The following is a 25,593-nucleotide window of genomic DNA, read 5'->3' as shown; positions in this document are numbered from 1 at the left end:
TGTCGGCCATACGAGTGCGCCGCCGCCCTGCCGGGGCCGAGCGGGCAGGTCCGGGTCCTGCGGCGTTCGCGCCGCCGGGTCCGTCAGCGTTCCCGCAGCTCAGGCGCATTGTCAGTGCCGGGGTGCACGATGGACGCATGGTCAGCTCCGCACACCGAGCCCTGGACGGCTTCTCCCCCGCGACCCGCGGCTGGTTCTCGGGGGCCTTCTCCGCGCCCACCGCGGCCCAGGCGGGCGCGTGGCAGGCCATCCGCGAGGGCTCGGACGTGCTGGTCGTGGCCCCGACCGGTTCCGGCAAGACACTGGCCGCGTTCCTCGCCGCCCTGGACCAGCTCGCCTCGACCCCGCCGCCGGCCGACCCGAAGAAGCGCTGCCGCGTCCTGTACGTCTCCCCGCTCAAGGCCCTGGCCGTCGACGTGGAGCGCAACCTCCGCAGCCCTTTGACCGGCATCCGCCAGGAGTCCGTGCGCCTCGGCCTGCCCGAGCCGCAGGTGAAGGTCGGCATCCGCTCGGGCGACACCCCGCCCGCCGAGCGCCGTGCCCTGTCCACCCGCCCGCCGGACATCCTGATCACGACGCCGGAGTCGCTGTTCCTGATGCTGACGTCCGCGACGCGCGACGCGCTGACCGGCGTGGAGACGGTGATCCTGGACGAGGTGCACGCGGTCGCGGGCACCAAGCGCGGCGCGCACCTCGCGCTGTCCCTGGAGCGGCTGGACGAGCTCCTGCCGAAGCCGGCCCGCCGCATCGGCCTGTCGGCGACGGTCCGTCCCGTCGACGAGGTGGCCCGCTTCCTGTCCCCGCGCCGCAAGGTGGAGATCGTCCAGCCGGAGTCGGGCAAGGAGTTCGACCTGTCCGTCGTCGTCCCGGTGGAGGACCTGGGCGAGCTGGGCGGCTCCCCCGTCGCCGACGGCTCCGAGGGCCAGGAGCGCCCCTCGATCTGGCCGCACGTCGAGGAGCGCATCACCGACCTCGTCCAGTCCCACCGCTCGACGATCGTGTTCGCGAACTCCCGCCGCCTCGCGGAGCGCCTGTGCAACAGGCTCAACGAGATCGCGTACGAGCGCGCCACCGGCGAGACCCTGGACGAGCACCACGCCCCCGCCGAGCTGATGGGCGGTTCCGGGGCGGCCCAGGGCGCCCCGCCGGTCATCGCCCGCGCGCACCACGGCTCGGTGTCCAAGGAGCAGCGCGCCCTCGTGGAGGAGGACCTGAAGGCGGGCCGGCTCCCGGCGGTGGTGGCCACGTCCAGCCTGGAGCTGGGCATCGACATGGGCGCGGTCGACCTCGTCGTCCAGGTCGAGTCGCCGCCGTCCGTCGCCTCGGGTCTCCAGCGCGTGGGGCGCGCGGGCCACCAGGTCGGCGCAGTCTCCACGGGCGTGGTCTTCCCCAAGTACCGCGGCGACCTCGTGCAGGCGGCCGTGGTCACCGAGCGGATGCGCACCGGCGCCATCGAGTCCCTGAGGGTCCCGGCCAACCCGCTGGACGTGCTCGCCCAGCAGCTCGTCGCGATGACGGCGCTGGACACCTGGCAGGTCGACGACCTCCTTGCCACGGTCCGCCGCGCCGCCCCGTTCGCCTCGCTGCCGGAGTCGGCGTTCACGGCCGTCCTGGACATGCTCGCGGGCCGCTACCCGTCCGACGCGTTCGCGGAGTTGCGCCCGCGCGTGGTGTGGGACCGGGTGGCGGGCACGGTCACCGGCCGCCCGGGCGCGCAGCGCCTCGCCGTCACCTCCGGGGGCACGATCCCCGACCGCGGCCTGTTCGGGGTGTTCCTCGCGGGCGCCGACCCGAAGAAGGGCGGCGGCCGGGTCGGCGAGCTGGACGAGGAGATGGTGTACGAGTCCCGCGTCGGGGACGTGTTCACGCTGGGCACCAGCTCGTGGCGCATCGAGGACATCACGCGCGACCGCGTCCTGGTCTCCCCGGCGCCGGGCGTGCCGGGCCGGCTGCCGTTCTGGAAGGGCGACCAGCTGGGCCGCCCGCTCGAACTGGGCCGCGCGCTGGGCGCGTTCCTGCGCGAGGTCGGCTCGCTGCCCAAGGAGGACGCCCGCCTGCGCCTGCTGGCCGCAGGGCTGGACGCCTGGGCCGCCGACAACGTCCTTGCGTACCTGGACGAGCAGCGCGAGGCCTGCGGTCACGTCCCGGACGACCGCACGATCGTCGTCGAGCGGTTCCGTGACGAGCTGGGCGACTGGCGGGTCGTCGTGCACTCCCCGTTCGGCGCCCAGGTGCACGCCCCGTGGGCGCTCGCGCTGGGCGCCAAGCTCTCCGAGCGGTACGGCATGGACGCGCAGGTCATGCACGCCGACGACGGCATCGTGCTGCGCCTGCCCGACGCGGACCTGATGGGCCTGGACCTGCTCGACCAGGAGCCCAGGAAGGCCGGCACGGAGTACGACGCCGACCAGGCCCCGGTCGGCGCGGCGGACGTCGTCTTCGACAAGGGCGAGGTCGACCAGGTCGTCACCGACCAGGTGGGCAGCTCGGCGCTGTTCGCGGCCCGCTTCCGCGAGTGCGCCGCCCGCGCGCTGCTGCTGCCGCGCCGCAACCCCGGCAAGCGCACGCCCCTGTGGCAGCAGCGCCAGCGGGCCTCCCAGCTCCTCGAAGTGGCCAGCGAGTTCGGCTCGTTCCCGATCGTCCTCGAAGCGGTCCGCGAGTGCCTCCAGGACGTCTTCGACGTCCCCGGGCTCGTGGAGCTGATGGGCGACCTGGAGGCCCGCAAGGTGCGCCTCGTCGAGGTGACCACCCCCGAGCCGTCCCCGTTCGCGCGTTCCCTCCTCTTCGGCTACGTCGCCCAGTTCCTGTACGAGGGCGACTCCCCGCTCGCCGAGCGCCGCGCCGCCGCCCTGTCGCTGGACTCGCGGCTGCTGGCCGAGCTGCTGGGCCAGGCGGAGCTGCGCGAACTGCTGGACGCCGAGGTCCTCACGGAACTGGAGCGCGAGCTGCAGTGGCTCACCGAGGACCGCCGCGTCAAGGACGTCGAGGGCGTCGCCGACCTGCTGCGGATGCTGGGCCCGCTCACCGACGCCGAACTCGCCGCGCGGGGCGCCGATCTGCAGTGGGCACAGGAACTGGCCGCCGCCCGCCGCGCGATCCGCGTCCGGGTCGCGGGCGCCGACCACTGGGCGGCGATCGAGGACGCCGGCCGCCTGCGCGACGCGCTCGGCACGGCCCTGCCGGTCGGCGTGCCGGAGGCGTTCACCGAGCCGGTCAAGGACCCGCTCGGCGATCTCCTCGCGCGCTTCGCCCGCACCCACGGCCCGTTCACGTCGGCCACGGCCGCGGCCCGCTTCGGCCTGGGCGTGGCCGTCACCGAGGGCGCGCTGCAACGGCTGTCGGCCGCGGGCAGGATCGTCCAGGGCGAGTTCCACCCGGCGGGCATCGGGCAGGAGTGGTGCGACGCCGCGGTGCTGCGCCGCCTGCGCCGCCGTTCGCTGGCCGCGCTGCGGCACGAGCTGGAGCCGGTGCCGCCGCCGGCGCTCGCCCAGTTCCTCCCCCAGTGGCAGCACATCGGCAAGGGCCACACCCTGCGGGGCGTGGACGGACTGGTGCGCGCGGTCGAGCAGTTGCAGGGCGCCTCCGTACCGGCGTCCGCCCTGGAGAAGCTGGTCCTGCCGTCCCGCGTGGCGAACTACACCCCGGCGATGCTCGACGAACTCACCGCCGCCGGAGAGCTGGTGTGGGCCGGGGCGGGCGCGCTGCCCGGCAAGGACGGCTGGATCTCCCTGTACCTGGCGGACGCGGCGCCCCTGCTGCTGCCGCCCCCGCACCCGTTGGAGCTGACGGCCCTTCACCAGTCGGTGCTGGACGCCCTGTCCGGCGGATACGGTCTGTTCTTCCGCCAGATCGCCGACCAGGTACGCGCCACCACCCACCCCGACGTCACGGACCCCCAACTGGCCGACGCCCTCTGGGACCTGGCCTGGTCGGGTCGGCTCACGAACGACACGCTCGCGCCGCTGCGCTCTCTGCTGGGCTCGGGGCGCACGGCGGGTTCCACGGCCCACCGCGCCAAGCGCGCTGTCCCGCGCGGCCGTTACGGCTCCTTGACGGCCGCCGCCCGCCCCGCATCGCGCAGCGGCCCGCCGACCGTCGCCGGCCGCTGGGCGCTGCTGCCCGACCGCGAGCCGGACCCCACGGTCCGCGCCCACGCGCTCGCGCGCACGCTTCTCGACCGGCACGGCGTCGTGACCCGGGGTGCCGTGTCGGCGGAGGGCGTCGAGGGCGGCTTCTCGGCGACGTACCGCATCCTGTCGGCCTTCGAGGACAGCGGCCAGGCCCGTCGCGGCTACGTGGTGGAGGGCCTCGGTGCCGCGCAGTTCGCGATGGACGGCGCCGTGGACCGGCTGCGCGCGGTGGCCAACGCCCGCGAACGCGGCGAGACGGGCCCGACCGCCCCCTTCCCCGGCACCCAGGGCGCCCAGGGCCACGGCGGCCACGGCGGCCACGGCGGCCACGGCGGCCACGGCGGCCACGGCGGCCACGGCGGCCACGGCGCAGCATCCGGCTTCCCTCCCGGTCCCTTCGACCCCACAGCCCTCGACTCCCCCGACAGCTTCGATTCCCCCGACGGCTTCGATCCCGCCGATCCGTTCGCCTCGTTCGGCGGCTCCCCCGGCTTCGACATCCCGGACTTCCCACCGGGCCCCGGCGACTACGTCTCCCCCCGGGACTTCGACACCCCGGGCGCCGGTGGCCCCCGTGGCGGCGGCTCCGGCCGGCCCTACGGCGCGGGCTCCGGCAACGGCACGTACGACCGCGCCCCCGGCCCCGGTACCGGACCCGCCTTCGGCGACCGCCGTACCCGCGGCGCCGGCGCCACCCGCGCCGTCGTCCTGGCCGCCGCCGACCCGGCGAACGCGTACGGCGCCGCGCTCCCCTGGCCCGAGCCGCCGACCGGCGCCGGACACAAGCCGGGGCGCAAGGCGGGCGCCCTGGTGGTCGTGGTCGACGGCGAGCTGACGCTCTACATGGAGCGCGGCGGCAAGACCTTGCTGGCCTGGCCCTCCACCCCCGACGGCGACGCCACCGACGACCCCCGGCTGCGCGCCGCGGCGGACGCCCTGGCCGGCGCGGCCCGCGCCGGTTCCCTCGGCACGGTCACGGTCGAGCGGGTCAACGGCGCCTCGGCCCTGACCTCCCCGCTCGGCACCCTGCTGGAGGCGGCGGGCTTCATCGCCACCCCGCGCGGCCTGCGCCTGCGGGCGTGAGGGCCCGTGTCCGCGCCACCGCCCGAGGACCGCGCGTGGGCCGACCCGTGACCCGGCGCCCCGCCACGCGCCGCCACCGCCCGAGGACCGGCGCGTGGGCCAGCCCGTGACCCGGCGCCCCGCCACGCGCAGACCCAGGCGCCCTCCGGCCACGCGCAGACCCGGCCGCCGTCCGACCGTGCCACCCTGGACCCATGCCCGAAGGTGACACGGTCTGGCAGGCCGCGAGGCGGCTGCACGTCGCCCTCGCGGGAAGGGTGCTGACCCGCAGCGACCTCCGCGTGCCCAAGCTCGCCACCGCCGACCTCACCGGCCGCGCGGTGCTGAACGTCACCCCGCGCGGCAAGCACCTCCTCACCCGCGTCGAGGGCGGCATCACGCTGCACTCGCACCTGAGGATGGACGGCGCGTGGAAGGTGTACGCGCCCGGTGAGCGCTGGAGCGGCGGCCCCGCGCACCAGATCCGCGCGATCCTCGGCACCGCCGACACCACGGCCGTCGGCTACCGCCTCCCCGTCCTCGAACTGCTGCGCACCAGCGACGAGCAGCGCGCCGTCGGCCACCTCGGCCCCGACCTGCTGGGCCCCGACTGGGACGCCGAGCGGGCCTTGGCCAACCTCCTGCGGGACCCGGCCCGCCCCCTCGGCGAGGCCCTGCTCGACCAGCGCAATCTCGCGGGCATCGGCAACGTCTACAAGTGCGAGCTCTGCTTCCTGCTCGGCGTCACCCCGTGGCTCCCCGTCGGCGACCTGCCCGCCGAGCGGGCGGCGAAGCTGCCCGAACTCGCGCGACGGCTCCTGGAGGTCAACCGCGACCGCCCGATCCGGGCGACGACGGGCCGCCGCGGCCAGGACCTCTTCGTGTACGGCCGGGCCCCTCGGCCCTGTCTGCGCTGCCAGACGTCCATCCGCGTGGCCGACCAGGGCGACGGCTCGCGCGAGCGCCCCACCTACTGGTGCCCCACCTGCCAGACCGGCCCGAGCCCGCGCCCCGCCGCTCCCTCGGCGTTCCGCACCCGTCCGCGTCCCTCCCGCTGACGACCCGGGGATGCCGCGGATCCAGTGCTGTGACCGGAAAGGTTCACCGGCTCGCGGCGCCCGGCACGGCACCTCGCCGCGTTGTCGCATCAACCCAGTACATCCAGTACGCGGCCCATGCTCCGCCTTGCGATGCACCGGACGCGGCGAGCTTCCCGGCAGACCTCCCCGGCCACGGCACTAGAGCCCCGCGTCGGTCTCCGGCCCCACCCGCCCCGCACCCCCGCGCCAAGCGGCCCGCCACCGCCCCGGGCCCAGCGCCCCCGCCGCCCGCGACTTGGGCACACAGTGCACCGGCAGCAGACTCAGTCCCCACCCGCCCGCCGCGACCGCCCCCTCCAGCACCCCCGCGTCGGGCACCAGCGCGAGCCGCAGCACGGCCCACCACCACAGCGCCCCCGCCCCGAGCACGGCCCACCGGCGCACCGTCCGCCCCGCCATGGCAGCCACCTCCAGCCCGACGCTATGGGGCCGACACAGCCCACCGGAAGGGCGCACCGAGGGCACACGAACGCACCGCACGCCCCGGACACACCACGAGCAAGGACGGCACCGAGGACACGAGAACACCGCGCGCCCGGGCGCCGACAGGGGTCAGCCGTTCTCGGCCTGGAACATCCAGCGCTGCTTCTCGAGGTCGGCCGCGATCTGGATGAAGATGTCCTGGCTGACGGGGTCCGGCTCGGCGGTCGCGTCGATCCGCGCCCGCATCCGCTCGATCACCGCCGTCAGCGCCTCCACGAGCGCCCGCACGGCGGCCGTGTCGTCGACCCATCCCTCCGGCGTCACGCCGATGCCGCTGCCGACGGCCACGGTCGCGGCCCGGCCGTCCGGCGGCACACCGAGGGCGGCGGCCCGCTCGGCGACGGTGTCGGAGTGCGTACGGGCGAGGTCCACGACCTCGTCCAGCTGGAGATGCACGGAACGGAAGCGCGGCCCGACCACGTTCCAGTGGATCTGCTTCGCCACCAGGCCGAGATCCACCAGGTCCACGAGGCCGCCCTGCAGCGCCTCGGACACGGTCTTCAGGTTCGCGTCGGACAACGGGCTCTTCACGACGTACATCCGCACCTCCGTGGCTCAACCCCCGCGATGTCCCCTCCACGATGACCGCCACAACCCATACCGGCAAATGGGACTCAGCGGATGTTCCCCATGGCTCCGGGCACGCGAAAACCCCGACCGCACCCTCCGGACCGGGTGATCGCTCGATCACCCCGGAGGGCCCCCGGCCGGGGCCTCGGACTTCCTGCCGGCGTCGGCCGACGCCTCGCGGCTCGCCCGCTCACGCGGGCACGGCTCACGCGGCGACGACGTCCACGGCTTCGCTGGGCGCCTTGATGGTCACCCGTTCCGGTGGCACACCGGTCACCGATACGGAGCCCAGCATCGGACGAACCGGCGCCGGGACGGGCTCGCTGGGCGTGGCCGCAGCAGACTGGGCCAGCTCGGCGAGGGCGAGCTCGTCGCTCACTTCGCGCATGAGCTCGGACATCCGTACGTCCAGCGCGTCGCAGATGGCGGAGAGCAGCTCGGAGGAAGCCTCCTTCTGCCCCCGCTCCACCTCGGAGAGATAGCCGAGTGAGACTCGGGCGGACGAGGAGACTTCGCGCAGAGTACGGCCCTGGCGCTGGCGCTGCCGACGCAGCACGTCACCCAGCAGGCGACGGAGCAGAATCATCGGTGGCTCCCTCCTCGGACCGCGTAGCCGCATCCTTCTCGCCCCACCGTACCGCCTCGCGCCGCGGCCGTGCGGGGAGCGATGTCGTGTTCACTCAGGGCTGCAAACATCAAAACCCCCCGTTCCGTTCCGTATCCTGTGCCCGCTCATTCCCGGTCTGTTCGCTCGCGAGCTCCTCGACGAGGAGGGCGAGCACGCTCCGTACACTCTCCATACGAATTTCCGCGCGGTCGCCGTTCAACCGCAACGAGGTCACTTTCCCGCCACCGGCTGCGCCCGGCCCGGCTCCGAAGGGGCCGTCGACGGCCACGAAAACCGTCCCGACGGGCTTGCCGTCCTGGGGTTCGGGGCCGGCGACACCGGTGGTCGCGATGCCCCAGTCGGTGCCGAGCGCCTTGCGCACTCCGGCCGCCATCTGGGCCGCCACCTGCGCGTCCACCGCTCCGTGCGCTGCGAGCAGGGCGGGGTCGACCCCGAGCAGTTCCCGCTTGAGTTCGGTGGCGTAGGCGGTCACCGAACCGCGGAACACCTTGGACGCCCCGGGGATCGAGGTGATCTCCGCGGCCACCAGCCCACCGGTGAGCGACTCGGCGACGGCGAGCGTCTCACCCTTCACCGTCAGTAGTCGCACCGCTTGGGCGGCCGGGGAACTCACGCTTCCTTCTCCTCCAACGCCGCCTTGCGCTCGGCGATTCCCTGCCGCCGCAGCACAATGGCCTGTCTCACATAGTCCAGCCCGGTCACGACGGTCAGCACGACCGCCGCCGCCATCACCCAGAACCTGAGGGTGGCGAGCCACCCGGTCAGCGCCAGCACGTACATCCCGACGGCGACGCCCTGGGTGAGGGTCTTCAGCTTGCCGCCGCGGCTCGCCGGGATGACGCCGTAGCGAATGACCAGAAAACGCAGCAGGGTGATGCCGAGTTCCCGTCCGAGGATGACGCCCGTCACCCACCAGGGCAGATCGCCGAGCGCCGACAGACAGATCAGCGCCGCGCCCATGATCGCCTTGTCGGCGATGGGGTCGGCGATCTTCCCGAAGTCCGTGACGAGGTTGTAGGCGCGCGCCAGATGGCCGTCGAACAGGTCGGTGATCATGGCGATGGCGAACGCGGCCCAGGCGAGCGAACGCCACGCCGGGTCGTAGCCGCCGTCGGCGAGCATCAGCGCGACGAAAGCCGGCACGAGGATCAGCCGGAGCATGGTGAGCAGGTTGGCGATGTTCCACACGCTGGCCTGGTTCACGGCCGCGGCCGCCAGCTTCCCGCCCCGCGCCGGCTGCGTCTCACCGCTTTCGGCGGCGGCACGTCCCCCGGCGGCACCGGATCCCTCACGCGCGGGCGTGCTCCCCGCGGCCCTCCGCGCGCCGGAGGAGCCTCCCGCCGCGGACGCCGGTACTCCGGTCATGTGCCCGCCTCCTCACTGCACGCGAGCGAGCCCTGGAGCGGCTCGGCCACCAGGTCGACACCCTCCGTACCGACCACCTTCGCCTCGACCATACGGCCCACCCCCAGGCCCGCGCCGCTCGTGAGCAGCACCTGACCGTCCGTCTCGGGGGCCTGGTGCGCGGCGCGGCCGTACACGCCCTCCGCCTCGTCGACCGACTCGACCAGGACGTGCAGGGTCTCGCCGAGCCGTTCCTCGGCGCGCTGCGAGACGAGTTCCTCCGCGAGCCGGGAGACGCGGGCCAGCCGCTCGGCGACGAGGTCCTCGGGGAGCTTGTTGTCGTACGTCGCGGCCTCGGTGCCCTCCTCGTCGGAGTAGCCGAAGACGCCGATGGCGTCCAGGCGGGCGTGGTTCAGGAACCGCTCCAGCTCGGCCAGGTCGGCCTCGGACTCGCCGGGGAAGCCCACGATGAAGTTGGAGCGCACGCCGGCCTCGGGCGCCTTGCTCCGGATGGTGTCGAGAAGTTCCAGGAAGCGGTCGGTGTCGCCGAAGCGGCGCATGGCGCGCAGCACGTCGGGCGCGGAGTGCTGGAAGGAGAGGTCGAAGTAGGGCGCGACCTTCGGCGTGGAGGTGAGGACGTCGATGAGGCCGGGCCGCATCTCGGCCGGCTGGAGGTAGCTGACGCGCACCCGCTCGATGCCGTCGACCTCGGCGAGCTCGGGCAGCAGGGCCTCCAGCAGGCGGATGTCACCGAGGTCCTTGCCGTAGCTGGTGTTGTTCTCGGAGACCAGCATGATCTCCTTGACGCCCTGCTCGGCCAGCCACCGCGTCTCGTTCAGCACGTCGCTGGGGCGGCGGGAGATGAAGGAGCCGCGGAAGGACGGGATGGCGCAGAAGGAGCAGCGCCGGTCGCAGCCGGAGGCGAGCTTCACGGAGGCGACCGGGGAGCCGTCCAGCCGGCGGCGCAGCGGGGCGCGCGGGCCGGACTCGGGGGCGAGGCCCTCGGGCAGGTCCGTGGGCGCGCCGTGTCCGGGCAGGGCCACGTCGGTCGCCGACTGGCGCTCGGCGGGGGAGATCGGCAGCAGCTTGCGCCGGTCGCGCGGGGTGTGGGCGGCGTGGATGCCGCCGTTCAGGATGGTCTGCAGTCGGTCGGAGATGTTCGCGTAGTCGTCGAAGCCGAGCACGCCGTCGGCCTCGGGGAGGGCTTCGGCGAGTTCCTTGCCGTACCGCTCGGCCATGCAGCCAACGGCGACGACGGCCTGGGTGCGGCCGTGGCCCTTGAGGTCGTTGGCCTCGAGGAGGGCGTCGACGGAGTCCTTCTTGGCGGCCTCGACGAATCCGCAGGTGTTGACGACGGCGACGTCCGCTTCTTCGGCGTCCTCGACGAGCTGCCAGCCGTCCGCCTCCAAACGGCCTGCGAGCTCCTCCGAGTCCACCTCGTTACGGGCGCAGCCAAGGGTGACGAGTGCGACGGTACGGCGTTCAGGCATGGGCTCAAGACTACTTCGTCCGGCGGACACCCCACGTCGACGGGGCGGACCGATCACGGCCCGCCCCGCAGTGGCTCTTCCCCTCGGCGCCGCTCTAGCCGACCTCGGGGTCGCCCTTGGTGTAGGTGAGCCGCTCGACGGCGCCCGGGCGGAAGTCGTCGTCGATCTTCTTGCCGTTCACGTACAGCTGGATCGCGCCGGCGTCGCCGAGCACCAGGTTGATCTTGGAGCTGTCCTGGAAGGTCTTGGACTCGCCCTGCTTGAGGAGTCCGTCGAACAGGAGCCGGCCGTTGTGGTCCTTGGCGGAGATCCAGCTGCGGCCGTCGGTGGCGCTGACCTTGACGGTCACCTTGTCCTGGGGCGCGGCGGCGATGGCGCTGTCGGAGGGTTCCGGCTTGGGGTCGGTGGGCTTGCTGTCGCGGGGGGTGGGCGAGGCGGTCTTGCCGGTGGACGACGTGGCGCCCTCGGCGACCTGGCCCGTGGAGTCGTCGCCCTCGCCGCCGCCCACGAGCGTGAAGCCGGCGAAGCCGATCACGACGACGATCGCGGCGACCATGGCCGCGGTCCAGTTCGGCCCGCGCCGCTCGGGGCGGATACGTTCCGCCTCGAACAGGGGCGCGGCCGGGGTCGGGGCGGGACGGCCGCCGTGGTCGGCGTCGTACTGTTCGAGCAGCGGCGCCGGGTCGAGGCGGACGGCCTTGGCCAGGGTCCGGATGTGGCCGCGGGCGTAGACGTCGCCGCCGCAGGGGGCGAAGTCGTCGGCCTCGATGGCGTGGACGATGGGCAGGCGGACGCGGGTGGCGGTACTGACGTCGTCGACGGTCAGCCCGGCCGCGATGCGCGCCTGCTGCAGGGCACGGCCGATGGAGGGGCGGGCTTCCTCGGAAACGTCTTCGAACGGACGCTCGTCTTCAGGGGAGTTGCCGATGGACACGGGGGCGCCTTTCGAGCGTGTAGCCGCCTGTGCTGGGGGTTCAGTCTAGGGGGGGTGCAAAAGGGTGGGGCAACCGGGCGGTAGGACTTTGTACGCCATCGGAATGGGCCCGACGTCCCGATGGTGGGGCAGGTGGTTTTCGCTTCCCTCAACTTGACGTACGCCAAAGGGAAACGGTTGCTCAATGATCCCTTACGGATGCGTCACGATCGAACACCCGATTGCCGTACGGCGCGCACGGCGATCACCGTGTACCGCTCCCTACCCCTCAGACTCCCCACGGATCAGCGCGAGCACGCCATCCAGCTCGTCAGGCTTCACAAGAACATCACGAGCCTTCGACCCCTCGCTTGGTCCGACGATGTTCCGCGACTCCATGAGGTCCATCAGCCGGCCGGCCTTGGCGAAGCCGACGCGCAGCTTGCGCTGGAGCATCGACGTGGAGCCGAACTGTGTGGAAACGACCAGCTCGGCGGCCTGGCACAGCAGGTCGAGGTCGTCGCCGATGTCCTCGTCGATCTCCTTCTTCTGCTTGGTGCCGACGACGACGTCGTCCCGGAAGACGGGCGCCATCTGGTCCTTGCAGTGCTGGACGACGACCGCGACCTCCTCCTCGGTCACGAAGGCGCCCTGCATGCGGGTGGGCTTGTTCGCGCCCATCGGCAGGAAGAGGCCGTCGCCCTTGCCGATCAGCTTCTCGGCGCCGGGCTGGTCGAGGATGACGCGGGAGTCGGCGAGCGAGGAGGTGGCGAACGCCAGCCGCGACGGCACGTTCGCCTTGATCAGGCCGGTGACGACGTCGACGGAGGGGCGCTGCGTGGCGAGCACGAGGTGGATGCCGGCGGCGCGCGCGAGCTGCGTGATGCGCACGATGGCGTCCTCGACGTCACGCGGCGCGACCATCATCAGGTCGGCGAGCTCGTCCACGATGACCAGCAGGTACGGGTAGGGCTGGAGCTCGCGCTCGCTGCCCTCGGGGGTCTTCAGCTTGCCGGTGCGGACGGCCTGGTTGAAGTCGTCGATGTGCCGGTAGCCGAAGGCGGCGAGGTCGTCGTAGCGCAGGTCCATCTCGCGCACGACCCACTGGAGCGCCTCGGCGGCCCGCTTCGGGTTGGTGATGATCGGCGTGATCAGGTGCGGGATGCCCTCGTACGCGGTGAGCTCGACGCGCTTGGGGTCCACCAGCACCATGCGGACGTCCTCGGGGGTGGCCCGCATCATGACCGAGGTGATCAGGCAGTTGATGCAGGACGACTTGCCGGAGCCGGTGGCGCCGGCGACGAGGATGTGCGGCATCTTCGCGATGTTCGCCATCACGTAGCCGCCCTCGACGTCCTTGCCGAGCGCGACGAGCATCGGGTGGTCGTCCTCGGCGGCGGCCGCGAGCCGCAGCACGTCGCCGAGGTTGACCATCTCGCGGTCGGTGTTCGGGATCTCGATGCCGACCGCGGACTTGCCGGGGATCGGGCTGATGATCCGCACGTCGGGGCTGGCGACGGCGTACGCGATGTTCTTGGTGAGCGCCGTGATCCGCTCGACCTTCACGGCGGGGCCGAGCTCGACCTCGTAGCGCGTGACCGTCGGGCCGCGCGTGAAGCCGGTGACGGCGGCGTCGACCTTGAACTCGGTGAAGACCGTGGTGAGCGAGGCGACGACGGCGTCGTTGGCGGCGCTGCGGGACTTGCCGGGGCCGCCGCGCGTGAGGAGGTCCAGGGACGGCAGGGCGTACGTGATGTCGCCGGACAGCTGGAGCTGTTCGGCGCGCGGCGGCAGGTCGCGCGGCTCGGCCGGCGGCGACTTGGTGAGGTCCGGGACGTCGCCGGTGTCCTCCGCGCCGCCCTTGGCGCCCCGGTCGCTCTTGCCGGCCCGGTCGCTGGTCGCGGGCAGCCGCTCCTGCTGGGGGCGGGCGGCCGGCACGGGCGTCGGGGTGGTCGGCTCGCGGTCGCCGACGCTGACGCCCTGGGTGAGGTCGGCGACGATCGGCGACGGCGGCATGCCGTGCAGCACGGCACCGTCGAGCGCCGCCGCGGCGGCGGCCGCGACGTCCACGGCGTCCGGCTGCCGGTCCATGTCGGGCTGGGGCACCGCGGAGCGCCGGGGCCGCCCGCGACGCCGCGTGAGGGCCTCCTGCTCGGCGCTGTCGGGGTCGTACGCCTCGGGGGCGGGCCCGCGTCGGCGACGGCGCGCGGGAAGCTCCTCGCGCCACTGGTCGTCGTAGCGTTCGTCGTCCTCGGTGCGGGCGTCCGGCGCGGGGTCGGCCACCAGGCCGAGCCGCACGCCGAGCTGCCGCAGTCGCTGCGGGATCGCGTTGACCGGGGTGGCCGTGACGACGAGCAGCCCGAACACGGTGAGCAGCGCGAGCAGCGGTACGGCGAGCACCTCGGTCATGGTGTACGTCAGCGGCGTCGCGGCCCCCCAGCCGATGAGGCCGCCGGCGTCCCTTATGGCCTGCATGCCGTCGCCGCGCGCGGGTGAGCCGACGGCGATGTGCACCTGGCCGAGCACGCCGACGACGAGGGCGGACAGGCCGATGACGATGCGGCCGTTGGCCTCGGGCTTCTCGGGGTGGCGGATGAAGCGCACGGCGACGACCGCGAGCAGTATCGGCACGAGCAGGTCGAGACGGCCGAAGGCGCCGGTCACCAGGATCTCGACCAGATCGCCGACGGGGCCCTTCAGGTCGGCCCACGTACCGGCGGCGACGATCAGCGCGATGCCGAACAGCAGCAGCGCGACGCCGTCCTTGCGGTGCGCGGGGTCGAGGTTCCGGGCGCCCTGCCCTATGCCGCGGAACACGGCCCCCACGGCGTGGGCGACGCCGAGCCAGAGGGCTCGCACCAGACGGTAGATGCCTCCGGTGGGACTGGGTGCCGGTTTGGGCGGCACCTTCTTCGCCGGGGCCTTCTTGGCGGGCGCCCTCTTCGCGGGGGCCCTTCTGGCAGCGGCCTTCGCCGGAGCCTTCGCTGAAGCGGCCGCCTTCTTCGCGGGCGGCTTCTTGGCTGCGGAGGGACGTGAGGCCATGGGTGTGAGGTTACCGGTGCGGACGAGAACCGACACGTGTGCCCACTGCTTCACCCGTTCGTGTCGTCCTTGAACGGGCCGGGAACTGACACGGTCTCACGCTCAAGGGCCCGGCACGCGCGCCGTGTTCGCGGGCCTCGGGTGCCGGGTGCGGTCAGTTCTGCGGGACCGAGGGCGGGCTGCCCGTACCGGGCTCCAGCGCGTCCAGGGCCCGCCTGAGGCCGGTGAGTTTGCGCTCCAGGTGGGCCGCCGTGGCGACCGCTCCCGCGTCCGTGGACTCGTCGCCCAGTTGCTTCGACAGCGCCTCGGCCTGCTCCTCGACGGCCGCGAGCCGGGCCGACAGCTCGGCGAGCAGCCCGGCCGACTCCTTGGAGTCGTCACCGGACGCCTTGCCGCCGTTGCCCTCCAACTGGAGCCGGAGCAGCGCGGCCTGCTCACGCAGCTGGCAGTTCTTCATGTAGAGCTCGACGAAGACGGAGACCTTCGCGCGCAGCACCCACGGGTCGAACGGCTTGGAGATGTAGTCCACCGCACCGGCCGCGTAACCCCGGAAGGTGTGGTGCGGGCCGTGGTTGATCGCGGTGAGGAAGATGATCGGGATGTCCCGGGTCCGCTCCCGCCGCTTGATGTGCGCCGCCGTCTCGAAGCCGTCCATGCCCGGCATCTGGACGTCCAGCAGAATGACCGCGAAATCGTCCGTGAGCAGTGCTTTGAGCGCTTCCTCCCCGGACGATGCCCGCACCAGTGTCTGATCGAGCGCAGAGAGGATCGCCTCCAGCGCCAGCAGATTCTCCGGCCGGTCATCGACCAGGAGGATCTTGGCCTTCTGCACCATGGCCCGCCCTCCTCGCCCCGGCAGTCCACCGGGCTCCGCCCCAGGGGACGGCTCCCTTGCGCCGCCCGTCCTCGTGCCGGTCATCGTAGCCGCACCCTGCCCGTCGCCACACCCTGTCACCGTGATGTCACTGTGCACACACCGGGAACGCGGCGCGGGTTCGGAAGGTTCCCCGAATCCCGTGCCGCCACACTCCTGCGACGCAGGCAGAATCGGCAATTCCGTTTGAACACCCTAGGTTACCGACGCGTTCGACTGAACCCCGTACGGCTCCCTCATTCCTCCCGCATCCACTGTTCCATCACCGTCAGCAGGTGATCGGGGTCGACCGGCTTGGTGACGTAGTCGGAGGCGCCCGACTCGATCGCCTTCTCCCGGTCGCCCTTCATCGCCTTCGCGGTGAGCGCGATGATCGGCAGGCCCGCGAACTGCGGCATCCGGCGGATCGCCGTCGTCGTCGCGTACCCGTCCATCTCGGGCATCATGATGTCCATCAGGACGACCGCGACGTCGTCGTGCTGCTCCAGGACCTCGATGCCCTCACGTCCGTTCTCGGCGTACAGCACGGACAGGCCGTGCTGCTCCAGGACGCTGGTCAGCGCGAACACGTTGCGGATGTCGTCGTCGACGATCAGGACCTTGTGCCCGCCGAACCGGATGCCCCGGTGCGAGCGCGGCGCCGGGGCCGGCTCCGCGGCCTGCCACTGCTCCGGCTGCGCGGCCTCCTGCTCGGCCTGGGCCGCCACGGCCCGGCGCCGGCGCCGGAACAGGGCGGCGGGCCCGTTCTGGGTCTCCTGGTACGACTTCACCTCGGCCGGCGTCTCGATCTCCACGTCGGACAGCTCCGAGGAGGCCTCGGTCGCCGACGCCACCAGCTCCTTGGCGGCCAGCGCGGGCAACTGCTGGTAGCCCTGCGGCGGCAGCTCGCTCGGGTACAGCGGCAGGTACAGCGTGAACGTCGAGCCGCGTCCCGGTTCGCTCTGCGCGTGGATCTCACCGCCGAGCAGCTGCGCGATCTCCCGCGAGATGGACAGCCCGAGTCCGGTGCCGCCGTACTTGCGGCTGGTCGTGCCGTCGGCCTGCTTGAACGCCTCGAAGATCACCCGCATCTTGCTCGCCGCGATGCCGATGCCCGTGTCGGTCACGGAGAACGCGATCAGGTCCGCGTCCGGCGCCGTCAGCGAACCGGTCTCCAGCAACTGCTCCCGGATCTTCTGCGGCACGTCGTCCCGCGCGGGCCTGATGACCAGCTCGACGGAGCCGGAATCGGTGAACTTCACCGCGTTGGACAGCAGGTTGCGCAGCACCTGGAGGAGGCGCTGCTCGTCGGTGTGCAGCGTGGCGGGCAGCTCCGGCGACACCCTGACCGACAGGTCGAGGCCCTTCTCCGCGGTCAGCGGGCGGAAGGTGGCCTCCACGTAGTCGACGAGCTGGACGAGCGCGATGCGCGTCGGGGAGACGTCCATCTTGCCCGCCTCGACCTTCGACAGATCGAGGATGTCGTTGATGAGCTGGAGCAGGTCGGAGCCGGCGCCGTGGATGGTCTCGGCGAACTCGACCTGCTTCGGCGTGAGGTTGCCGTCCGCGTTGTCGGCGAGCAACTTGGCCAGAATCAGCAGGGAGTTGAGCGGCGTACGCAGCTCGTGCGACATGTTGGCGAGGAACTCGCTCTTGTAGCGCATGGAGACCGCGAGCTGCTCGGCGCGCTCCTCCAGGACCTGCCGGGCCTCCTCGATCTCGGTGTTCTTCACCTCGATGTCGCGGTTCTGCTGGGCCAGCAGCTCGGCCTTCTCCTCCAGTTCGGCGTTGGACGCCTGGAGTGCCTTCTGCCGCTGCTCCAACTCCGCCGACCGCTCGCGCAGTTGCTCGGTCAGCTCCTGCGACTGCTTCAGCAGCTGCTCGGTCTTGGTGTTGACGGAGATGGTGTTGACGCTCGTCGCGATCATCTCCGCGATCTGGTTCAGGAAGTCCTTCTGGATCTGCGTGAACGGCGTGAACGACGCCAGCTCGATCACGCCGAGCACGGTCCCCTCGAACAGCACGGGCAGCACGATGACCTGCGCGGGCGGCGCCTCGCCGAGCCCGGAGGAGATCTTCAGATAGCCGCTGGGCGCGTTCTCCACGAGGATCGTGCGCTTCTCCTCTGCGGCCGTCCCGATCAGCGCCTCACCGGGCCGGAACGACGTCGGCATCGAGCCCATCGAGTAGCCGTACGAGCCCAGCATGCGCAGCTCGTAGTCGTCGTCGTTCTCCGCGCCCAGGTCCTTGCCGTCGAGCAGCGGCATCGCCACGAAGAACGCGCCGTGCTGCGCGGAGACCACCGGCGTCAGCTCGCTCATGATCAGCGACGCCACGTCCTCCAGGTCGCGGCGGCCCTGCATCAGGGCGGAGATGCGCGCCAGGTTGCCCTTCAGCCAGTCCTGCTCCTTGTTGGCGATCGTGGTGTCGCGCAGGTTGGCGATCATCTTGTTGATGTAGTCCTGAAGTTCCTGGATCTCCCCGGAGGCGTCCACGTCGATCTTCAGGTTGAGGTCGCCGCGGGTCACCGCGGTCGCCACGCGCGCGATGGCACGCACCTGCCGGGTGAGGTTCCCGGCCATCTCGTTCACGGACTCGGTGAGGTCGCGCCAGGTGCCGTCCACGTCACGCACGCGTGCCTGGCCGCCGAGCTGGCCCTCCGTGCCCACCTCGCGGGCGACGCGGGTGACCTCCTCGGCGAACGAGGACAGCTGGTCGACCATCGTGTTGATGGTCGTCTTCAGCTCCAGGATCTCGCCGCGCGCGTCGATGTCGATCTTCTTCGTCAGGTCGCCCTTGGCGATGGCGGTGGTGACCATGGCGATGTTGCGCACCTGACCGGTCAGGTTGGACGCCATCTGGTTCACCGACTCGGTGAGGTCCTTCCACGTGCCCGCCACGCCCGGCACGTGCGCCTGCCCGCCGAGGATGCCGTCCGTGCCCACCTCGCGGGCCACCTTGGTGACCTGGTCGGCGAACGAACTCAGCGTCCGCACCATCGTGTTGAACGTGTCGGCGAGCTGCGCGACCTCGCCGCGCGCCTCGATCGTCACCGTCCGCGTCAGGTCGCCGTTGGCGACGGCCGCCGCGACCTGCGAGATGTTGCGCACCTGGACGGTCAGGTTGTTGGCCATCAGGTTGACGTTGTCGCTGAGGTCCTTCCAGATGCCGGTGACGCCCGGCACGTGCGCCTGGCCGCCCAGGATGCCCTCGGTGCCCACCTCACGGGCCACCCGGGTCACCTGCTCGGCGAACGAGGACAGCTGGTCGACCATCGTGTTGACGGTGGTGACCAGTTCGAGGATCTCGCCCTTGGCGTTGACCGTGATCTTCTTCGACAGGTCGCCCTTGGCGACCGCGGTGGTGACCTCGGCGATGTTGCGGACCTGACTGGTCAGGTTGTTCGCCATGCCGTTCACGGACTGCGTGAGGTCCTTCCAGGTGCCGGAGACCCCCTGCACCTCGGCCTGGCCGCCGAGGATGCCCTCGGTGCCGACCTCCCGGGCCACGCGCGTGACCTCCTCGGCGAACGACGACAGCTGGTCCACCATCGTGTTCAGCGTGTTCTTCAGCTCCAGGATCTCCCCGCGCGCGTCCACGGTGATCTTCTGGGAGAGGTCACCGCGGGCCACGGCCGTGGCGACCTGCGCGATGTTGCGGACCTGGGCCGTCAGGTTGCCGGCCATGAAGTTGACGGAGTCCGTCAGCTCCTTCCAGGTGCCCGACACCCCGTCCACCCGCGCCTGACCACCCAGGCGGCCGTCCGTGCCCACCTCACGGGCCACCCGCGTCACCTGGTCCGCGAACGACGACAGCTGGTCCACCATCGTGTTCAGCGTGTTCTTCAGCTCCAGGATCTCCCCGCGCGCGTCCAGGGTGACCTTCTGCGACAGGTCACCCCGCGCGACCGCCGTGGTGACCTGGGCGATCTGCCGCACCTGCGAGGTGAGGTTGCCGGCCATGAAGTTGACGGAGTCCGTCAGCTCCTTCCAGGTGCCCGACACCCCGTCCACCCGCGCCTGACCACCCAGGCGGCCCTCGGTGCCCACCTCACGGGCCACCCGCGTCACCTGGTCCGCGAACGACGACAGCTGGTCCACCATCGTGTTGATGGTTTCCTTCAGCTCGAGCATCTCGCCCGCGACGTCGACGGTGACCTTCTGCGTCAGGTCGCCGTTGGCCACCGCGGTCGTGACCTCCGCGATGTTCCTCACCTGTCCGGTGAGATTCCGGAACGCGGTGTTGACGGAGTCCGTCAGGTCCTTCCAGGCACCGGCGGCCCCCGGCACGGTCGCCTGACCGCCCAGCCGGCCCTCCGCGCCGACCTCGTTGGCCACGCGCGTGACCTCGGCACCGAAGGCGGACAGCTGGTCCACCATGGTGTTCACGGTGTTCTTCAGTTCGAGCATCTCGCCCGCGACGTCGACGGTGACCTTCTGCGACAGGTCACCGTTGGCCACGGCCGTCGTCACGGCCGCGATGTCCCGCACCTGCGTCGTGAGGTTCCGGAAGACCGTGTTGACGGAGTCCGTCAGGTCCTTCCAGGTACCGGCCGCGCCCGGCACGTTCGCCTGACCGCCCAGCCGGCCCTCCGCGCCGACCTCGTTCGCCACGCGCGTGACCTCGTTGGCGAAGATCCGCAGCGTCTCGGTCATCTGGTTGATCGTCTCGGCGAGCTGCGCGACCTCACCACGCGCCGGGACGGTCACCTTCCGCGACAGATCACCGTTGGCGACCGCCGTCGTCACCTCGGAGATCCCGCGCACCTGGGCCGTCAGGTTCCCGGCCATGGTGTTCACCGAGTCGGTGAGCTCCTTCCACACGCCGGCCACCCCGGGCACCTGCGCCTGCCCGCCCAGGGCGCCCTCCGTGCCCACCTCGCGCGCGACCCGCGTCACCTCGGAGGAGAACGCCGACAGCTGGTCCACCATCGTGTTGACGGTGTTCTTCAGCTCCAGCATCTCGCCGGCCACGTGCACCGTGACCTTGCGCGACAGATCGCCCTTGGCCACCGCCGTCGTCACCAGCGCGATGTCCCGCACCTGCGCCGTCAGCCGGTACGCCATGGTGTTGACGGACTCGGTGAGGTCCTTCCAGGAGCCGGACATGCCGCGCACCCGCGCCTGACCGCCCAGCTTGCCCTCGGTACCGACCTCACTGGCCACGCGCGTGACCTCGTCGGTGAACGTCGACAACTGGTCGACCAGGTTGTTGACGGTCCGCCCGACCTTCAGGAACTCGCCCCGCAGCGGCTGCCCCGGCCCGTCCGTCCCCTGCGTACGCAGCTCCATGCGCGGCGACAGATCACCCTCCGCCACCGCGGACAGCACCCGGCCGACCTCGGAGACGGGCCGTACGAGGTCGTCGACCAGGGCGTTGGAATTGTCGATCGCGGCCGACCAGGAGCCCTCGCAGGCACCGGTCTCCAGCCGCTCCGTGAGCTTGCCCTCGCGGCCCACCATGCGCCGCACCCGGGCCAGCTCGCCCGTCAGGTGCAGATTGCGGTCGGCCACCTCGTTGAAGACGGCCGCGATCTCGGACATCACGCCGTCGCCGGACACCGTGAGCCGCTTCCGGAAGTTCCCGTCCCGCATGGACACGAGGGCTGCCAGCAGCCGGTTCAGCGCGGCGGTGTCCACCACGGTGGTCCCATTGCGCGGTTTGCGCTGGTTACTCAGGGACTGTCCGCCTTTCGCGCGCGTCTTCGTGCCCCGCGTCGCTGCGCCAGACTCCACTGTGTCCCTCCCGCAGGGATCGACCGTTACTGCTGTGCCCGGATACAACCGCTCGGCGTACCCGTACTACTGCGCATTCCTGTGACTACTGCTGACTACTGCGTATGCCTGCCCGGAATACCAAGCCCGTCCCAGGGCTGCTGTCCGCGATACGCGATTGACACCCAGCATGCCTGGACCTTCACAACAAGCTTGCCCAGTGTTTCACCCCGGCCGAACCAGGCCATAACAGTTCGGCAGCTTCGCACATCGTCCGCACACCCTGGGGACGGAAACACTGCAGACCGGCATCCGCACGGACCGCGAAGGTAAGTAACCTTGCATGCGGCTGTCCAGCCACGCCGGTCCGTCCGGCCTGGGCGGTGGCACGAGTACGAGCGGGCATCGGAGGGCGGCCGCACACATGACCACCGGACTGATCCCGGGGGACCAGCCCCCGGACCCGCTGCCGACGGGTGGCCTGCCGCAGCAGCGGCGCGAGCCGGTCGGCCATGAAGTCCTGCACGTCGACGACCGGTCGAGGAGTTCTGTGATCACCGCGCGCGCGGCCGCCAGCTTCGAGCCCGTAGGGCGATCGGTCGCGAGCGCCCGCTCCTTCGTCCGCGACACCCTCCAGGGCTGGGGCTTCGCCGACATCGTCGACGACGCCGTCGTCCTCACGAGCGAGCTCGTGACCAACGCCGTCGTGCACGCCGGCACCGCGGCGGACGTCCTCTGCCTGCGCTGCGACGACGGCGTACGCATCGAGGTCGCCGACCGCTACCCGGAGCGCGAGGTCCCCCTCCAGGGCTCCCCCGCCACCATGGGCAGCCCCGACCGCGAGGGCGGCCGCGGCCTCCAGCTGTGCGCGGCACTGGCCGCCGGCTGGGGCGTCGAGTACACACCCACCCACAAAACGGTCTGGTTCCGTCTCGACCTGCCCGAACGCGCGGTCGGCACCCGCACGGCCGGTCCCTCCCTCCCCGCCGCGCTGCTGCCGCTCGCCGACGGCCGCGTCCGCGTCGCCGTCGTCCAGATCGACCGCACCGGCGCCATCACGGCGTGGAACGAGGACGCCGAGGAACTCTTCGGCTACCAGGCCGAGCAGGTCACCGGCAAGCCGCTCACCGACCTCGCCGCCTGGCCCCACACGCCGGGCACGAGCACCGGCATCGTGGAGGCCCTCCAGCTCTCCCGCTGGGAAGGCAGCTACGGCATCAGGGGCGCCAACGGCCGCGTCACCCCCGTCTACGCCTCCCACCTGCGCGTCCGCGACACCGGCGGCGAGCCCTCCACGGTCTGCCTGCTGGTGCGCGACCACGAGCGGGCCGTGCTGCAGACACCGCTGCGCATGTCGTCGTCGGAATCCGGCGGCTCCGGCGAGGGCGGCCAGAACACCGACCCGTTCGAGGTGTTCATCGGCTCGCCCGCCCCCGACGACCTCGACGGCCTCCTCCAGCGCACGGTGGAGCGCGCCCGCGACATGCTCGACGCCGACTCCGCGTTCCTGCTCCTCGCGACCGACGACGAGACCGAACTGGAGGTCCGCGCCTCCACCGGCCTGCCCTCGGCCCGCCAGCGCTTCGCCCGTGTCCCCGTCGAAGCCGGCCCCGGCCGCTACGGCTCGGCCCGCATGCCCGCCGTGCACGACGACCTGGCCGCCGTACCGGGCGCCGTCCCGCTCCTCAACGGCACGGGCATGCGCTCGGTCGTCACGGTCCCGCTGAAGGTGGAGGGCCGCCTCACCGGCTCCCTCGGCGTCGCCGCCGAGGCACCCGGCCGGTACTCCAACGAGGAGGCACTGCGCCTGCAGTTCGCCGCGGACCGCATCGCCCTGGCCGTCGAGTCGGCCCGCCTGGGCGAGCTGGAGCGCCTGCGCCGCGGCTCGCTCAGCTTCCTCGTCGAGGCGTCCGACCTGCTGGCCGGCACCCTGGACCGCGACCAGACGCTGGCCCTCATGGCACAGATGACGGTCCCGACCCTGGCCACCTGGTGCGCCGTCTACACGATCGCCGACCAGGCCTCGGAGCCGTATCTGTCGTACGTCCTGCACGAGGACGAGGAACTCATCGACGGAATCAAGTCACTTCTGTCGAAGGTCCCGCCGCCGGACCCGGTACCGACGCCCGGCGCCCGCGTCTGGACGGCCCCGGCCGAGGTCGCCCACCAGGCGGCCCTGCGCACCTCCATGCGCAGCCTCGGCCTGAGCGGCGGCCCCACCCGCCAGGTCACCACCGGCATCGGCCCGACCCTCACCACGGCCCACGCGGTGGGCGGCGAGACGGTGGTCCTGCCGCTGGTCGCCCGCAACCGCGTCATCGGCATGCTGACGCTGGGCAAGCCGACCGACGAGCACTTCCGCCAGGAGATCCTGGAGCTGGCCGAGGACCTGTCCCGCCGTGCCGCCCTGGCCCTGGACAACGCCCGGCTGTACTCGGAGCGCACGGCCATCAGCCAGTCCCTCCAGCGCAGCCTCCTGCCGCCGGACGTCCCCCAGATCGAGGGCGTCGAGGTCGAGGTCATCTACCGCGCGGCCGGCGAGGGCAACGAGGTCGGCGGCGACTTCTACGACGTCTTCCCGATCCGCGACAACGCCTACGGCTTCGCCATCGGCGACGTCTGCGGTACGGGCCCGGAGGCGGCGGCGGTCACGGGCCTCGCCCGGCACGCGCTCAGGCTGCTGGCCCGCGAGGGCTTCGGCGGCCCGGCGGTCCTGGAGCGCCTGAACTCGGCGATCCTCGACGAGGGCGCCCGCAGCCGCTTCCTCACGCTGCTGTACGGCGAGTTGTGGCCGCAGGAGGACGGCAGCGCGGTGCTGAAGGTGGTGTGCGCCGGTCATCCGCTGCCGCTGCGCCTGCGCCAGGACGGCACGGTCGAACCGGCCGCCGAACCGCAGCCGCTGCTCGGCGTCATGGACGACCTGGAGCTCTACGAGCAGACGGTCACGCTCGATCCGGGCGACGTCCTGCTGTGCGTCACGGACGGCGTCACGGAGCGCCGCGAGGGGCCGCGCATGCTGGGCGACGACGGTCTCGCCGACGTCCTGACGACGTGCACGGGCCTGACGGCGGGCGCGGTCGCGGCGCGCATCATGCGCGCGGTGGAACGCTTCGCGTCGGACGCCCCGTCGGACGACATGGCGATCCTGGCGATGCGCGTCACGGGCCACCACAAGGACTAGGACCCGGAACACGGGCATGCGAAAGGCCCCCCGCCCGGAAGGGCGAGGGGCCTTTTCTGCTGGAGCCCCCAAACGGAATCGAACCGTTGACCTTCTCCTTACCATGGAGACGCTCTGCCGACTGAGCTATAGGGGCTTGTCGCTTTCGAGGGCTTTCCCTCGCGGCAACGGAATAGATCATACCCCGAACAGACCGGTGCTCCCAACCTCCGCCGGCGACTCAGAACGCCGGCTGGAGGAGCCCTCCGAGCGCGTTGCACGCGGACACGATCCGCTGCATGTCCCGCTTGGTCAGCGCGGCGTCGACCGGCAGCGCGAGCGTCTCGTCGGCGGCCCGCTCGGTCTCCGGCAGGGACACGCACCGCCGGAATTCCGGCAGCCGGTGCACGGGCGTCTTCACCGGCACCCGGCAGTCAACTCCCCTGCCGCGCACGGCCCGGGCGAAGGCGTCCCGGTCCGGCCGGCCGTTGCCCGGCACGCGCACGACGTACTGCTGGTAGGTGTGCCCGTCGCCACCGTCCGGCGTCCGCACGCCACGCAGTTTGGCGTCGAGGAACGCGGCCCGCTGGCGACGCTGGGCTATCTCGTCGTACGGCGCCTCCGACTCCCCCTGCTGCAGCACGAGAAGACCGTGCCGCTGCCCAACTCCGTGCAGCCGGGCCATGTCGGCGGGCCGGCCGAAGCGGTGCACGGCGACGACGGCCGCCGTCCGCGGGGTGATCGCCGCCTCGACGGCGACCGCGTCCAGGCAGTACGTCACCGGATCTATGTCGGCGAACACCGGCAGCGCGCCCGCCAGGGCCACGGCCCCGGCAACCTCGACGTTCCCGAACGCCGGCACGACGACCTCGTCACCGACTCCGACACCGGCGGCCCTGAGCATTGCAGCAGTACCCATGTAGCGGATGGTGGGTGCGCAACGTGAACTTCACGTGACGCACAACAAAAAAGGGTTGGACCCCGAACCGAAGTTCAGGGTCCAACCCATTCAATGATTGTTCGGCGGTGTCCTACTCTCCCACAGGGTCCCCCCTGCAGTACCATCGGCGCTGTAAGGCTTAGCTTCCGGGTTCGGAATGTAAC

14 protein-coding genes, 1 tRNA gene and 1 rRNA gene are annotated in these 25,593 nt (G+C 71.9%); 3 read left to right on the top strand and 13 right to left on the bottom strand.

Features of this window, described 5'->3' with window-relative positions; all coding sequences use genetic code 11:
• Positions 1-137 precede the first annotated feature (137 nt).
• Positions 138-5,213, top strand: coding sequence for an ATP-dependent helicase (locus ACZ7D7_RS24695; RefSeq protein ID WP_470827024.1), 5,076 nt, complete (start codon positions 138-140; stop codon positions 5,211-5,213).
• Between the two features lie 194 nt (positions 5,214-5,407).
• Positions 5,408-6,250, top strand: a complete 843-nt coding sequence (locus ACZ7D7_RS24690; protein ID WP_470827023.1) for an Fpg/Nei family DNA glycosylase — start codon at positions 5,408-5,410, stop codon at positions 6,248-6,250.
• A 180-nt stretch (positions 6,251-6,430) separates the two neighbouring features.
• On the opposite strand, the gene ACZ7D7_RS24685 is transcribed toward ACZ7D7_RS24690, so the two are convergent.
• The 10 genes from ACZ7D7_RS24685 to ACZ7D7_RS24640 form a co-directional block, all read right to left on the bottom strand.
• A complete protein-coding gene (locus ACZ7D7_RS24685) occupies positions 6,431-6,691 on the bottom strand; it encodes a hypothetical protein (RefSeq protein WP_470827022.1) in 261 nt (86 codons plus the stop codon).
• 153 nt (positions 6,692-6,844) lie between these two features.
• A complete protein-coding gene (locus tag ACZ7D7_RS24680; protein WP_470827020.1) occupies positions 6,845-7,315 on the bottom strand; it encodes a Dps family protein in 471 nt (156 codons plus the stop codon).
• A gap of 235 nt (positions 7,316-7,550) precedes the next feature.
• Complete coding sequence (locus ACZ7D7_RS24675) at positions 7,551-7,931, bottom strand: helix-turn-helix domain-containing protein (RefSeq protein ID WP_470827019.1); 381 nt, start codon at positions 7,929-7,931, stop codon at positions 7,551-7,553.
• 109 nt (positions 7,932-8,040) lie between these two features.
• The gene (locus ACZ7D7_RS24670) at positions 8,041-8,586 is read right to left on the bottom strand and encodes a CinA family protein (RefSeq protein ID WP_470827017.1); all 546 of its coding nucleotides are present in this window, start codon (positions 8,584-8,586) and stop codon (positions 8,041-8,043) included.
• Positions 8,583-9,338 carry a CDP-diacylglycerol--glycerol-3-phosphate 3-phosphatidyltransferase gene (gene pgsA / locus ACZ7D7_RS24665; protein WP_470827016.1) on the bottom strand — a complete coding sequence of 252 codons (756 nt, stop codon included), beginning with the start codon at positions 9,336-9,338 and terminating at the stop codon, positions 8,583-8,585. Before pgsA ends, ACZ7D7_RS24670 begins: the two co-directional genes overlap by 4 nt.
• Positions 9,335-10,807 (bottom strand): 30S ribosomal protein S12 methylthiotransferase RimO, encoded by a 1,473-nt coding sequence (gene rimO, locus ACZ7D7_RS24660; protein ID WP_470827014.1) that lies wholly within the window; start codon positions 10,805-10,807, stop codon positions 9,335-9,337. Before rimO ends, pgsA begins: the two co-directional genes overlap by 4 nt.
• Positions 10,808-10,901: 94 nt before the next feature.
• Positions 10,902-11,741 (bottom strand): helix-turn-helix domain-containing protein, encoded by an 840-nt coding sequence (locus ACZ7D7_RS24655; RefSeq protein ID WP_470827013.1) that lies wholly within the window; start codon positions 11,739-11,741, stop codon positions 10,902-10,904.
• Positions 11,742-12,002: 261 nt separating this feature from the next.
• Positions 12,003-14,762: a DNA translocase FtsK gene (locus ACZ7D7_RS24650; protein WP_470827012.1), complete on the bottom strand. Its 2,760-nt coding sequence runs from the start codon at positions 14,760-14,762 to the stop codon at positions 12,003-12,005.
• 154 nt (positions 14,763-14,916) lie between these two features.
• Positions 14,917-15,597, bottom strand: coding sequence for a response regulator (locus tag ACZ7D7_RS24645; protein ID WP_470827011.1), 681 nt, complete (start codon positions 15,595-15,597; stop codon positions 14,917-14,919).
• 275 nt (positions 15,598-15,872) lie between these two features.
• Complete coding sequence (locus ACZ7D7_RS24640) at positions 15,873-21,350, bottom strand: HAMP domain-containing protein (protein WP_470827009.1); 5,478 nt, start codon at positions 21,348-21,350, stop codon at positions 15,873-15,875.
• 403 nt (positions 21,351-21,753) lie between these two features.
• Here ACZ7D7_RS24640 and ACZ7D7_RS24635 point away from each other — a divergent pair, with 403 nt between their 5' ends.
• Complete coding sequence (locus tag ACZ7D7_RS24635) at positions 21,754-24,510, top strand: SpoIIE family protein phosphatase (RefSeq protein ID WP_470827008.1); 2,757 nt, start codon at positions 21,754-21,756, stop codon at positions 24,508-24,510.
• 60 nt (positions 24,511-24,570) lie between these two features.
• Here the strand turns inward: ACZ7D7_RS24635 and ACZ7D7_RS24630 are convergent.
• The 3 genes from ACZ7D7_RS24630 to rrf all read right to left on the bottom strand — a co-directional run.
• Positions 24,571-24,646: transfer RNA gene (locus ACZ7D7_RS24630), tRNA-Thr, on the bottom strand.
• Between the two features lie 84 nt (positions 24,647-24,730).
• A complete protein-coding gene (locus ACZ7D7_RS24625; RefSeq protein WP_470827288.1) occupies positions 24,731-25,393 on the bottom strand; it encodes a DegT/DnrJ/EryC1/StrS family aminotransferase in 663 nt (220 codons plus the stop codon).
• Positions 25,394-25,507: 114 nt separating this feature from the next.
• Positions 25,508-25,593: ribosomal RNA gene (gene rrf, locus ACZ7D7_RS24620) — 5S ribosomal RNA — on the bottom strand; the annotation flags it as partial.

This window comes from Streptomyces sp. NPDC037054, assembly GCF_055606745.1.
The sequence above is the reverse complement of the archived record's forward strand: the minus strand, read 5'-3'. Positions and strand labels throughout refer to the sequence as shown.

What these genes read in the sequence shown, in the direction of transcription:
- rimO (WP_470827014.1), bottom strand. Translation starts at nt 10,807, where the DNA reads ATGCCTGAACGCCGTACCGTCGCACTCGTCACCCTTGGCTGCGCCCGT.
- ACZ7D7_RS24685 (WP_470827022.1), bottom strand. Translation starts at nt 6,691, where the DNA reads ATGGCGGGGCGGACGGTGCGCCGGTGGGCCGTGCTCGGGGCGGGGGCG.
- ACZ7D7_RS24645 (WP_470827011.1), bottom strand. Translation starts at nt 15,597, where the DNA reads ATGGTGCAGAAGGCCAAGATCCTCCTGGTCGATGACCGGCCGGAGAAT.
- ACZ7D7_RS24680 (WP_470827020.1), bottom strand. Translation starts at nt 7,315, where the DNA reads ATGTACGTCGTGAAGAGCCCGTTGTCCGACGCGAACCTGAAGACCGTG.
- ACZ7D7_RS24625 (WP_470827288.1), bottom strand. Translation starts at nt 25,393, where the DNA reads ATGCTCAGGGCCGCCGGTGTCGGAGTCGGTGACGAGGTCGTCGTGCCG.
- ACZ7D7_RS24675 (WP_470827019.1), bottom strand. Translation starts at nt 7,931, where the DNA reads ATGATTCTGCTCCGTCGCCTGCTGGGTGACGTGCTGCGTCGGCAGCGC.
- pgsA (WP_470827016.1), bottom strand. Translation starts at nt 9,338, where the DNA reads ATGACCGGAGTACCGGCGTCCGCGGCGGGAGGCTCCTCCGGCGCGCGG.
- ACZ7D7_RS24635 (WP_470827008.1), top strand. Translation starts at nt 21,754, where the DNA reads ATGACCACCGGACTGATCCCGGGGGACCAGCCCCCGGACCCGCTGCCG.
- ACZ7D7_RS24690 (WP_470827023.1), top strand. Translation starts at nt 5,408, where the DNA reads ATGCCCGAAGGTGACACGGTCTGGCAGGCCGCGAGGCGGCTGCACGTC.
- ACZ7D7_RS24650 (WP_470827012.1), bottom strand. Translation starts at nt 14,762, where the DNA reads ATGGCCTCACGTCCCTCCGCAGCCAAGAAGCCGCCCGCGAAGAAGGCG.
- ACZ7D7_RS24695 (WP_470827024.1), top strand. Translation starts at nt 138, where the DNA reads ATGGTCAGCTCCGCACACCGAGCCCTGGACGGCTTCTCCCCCGCGACC.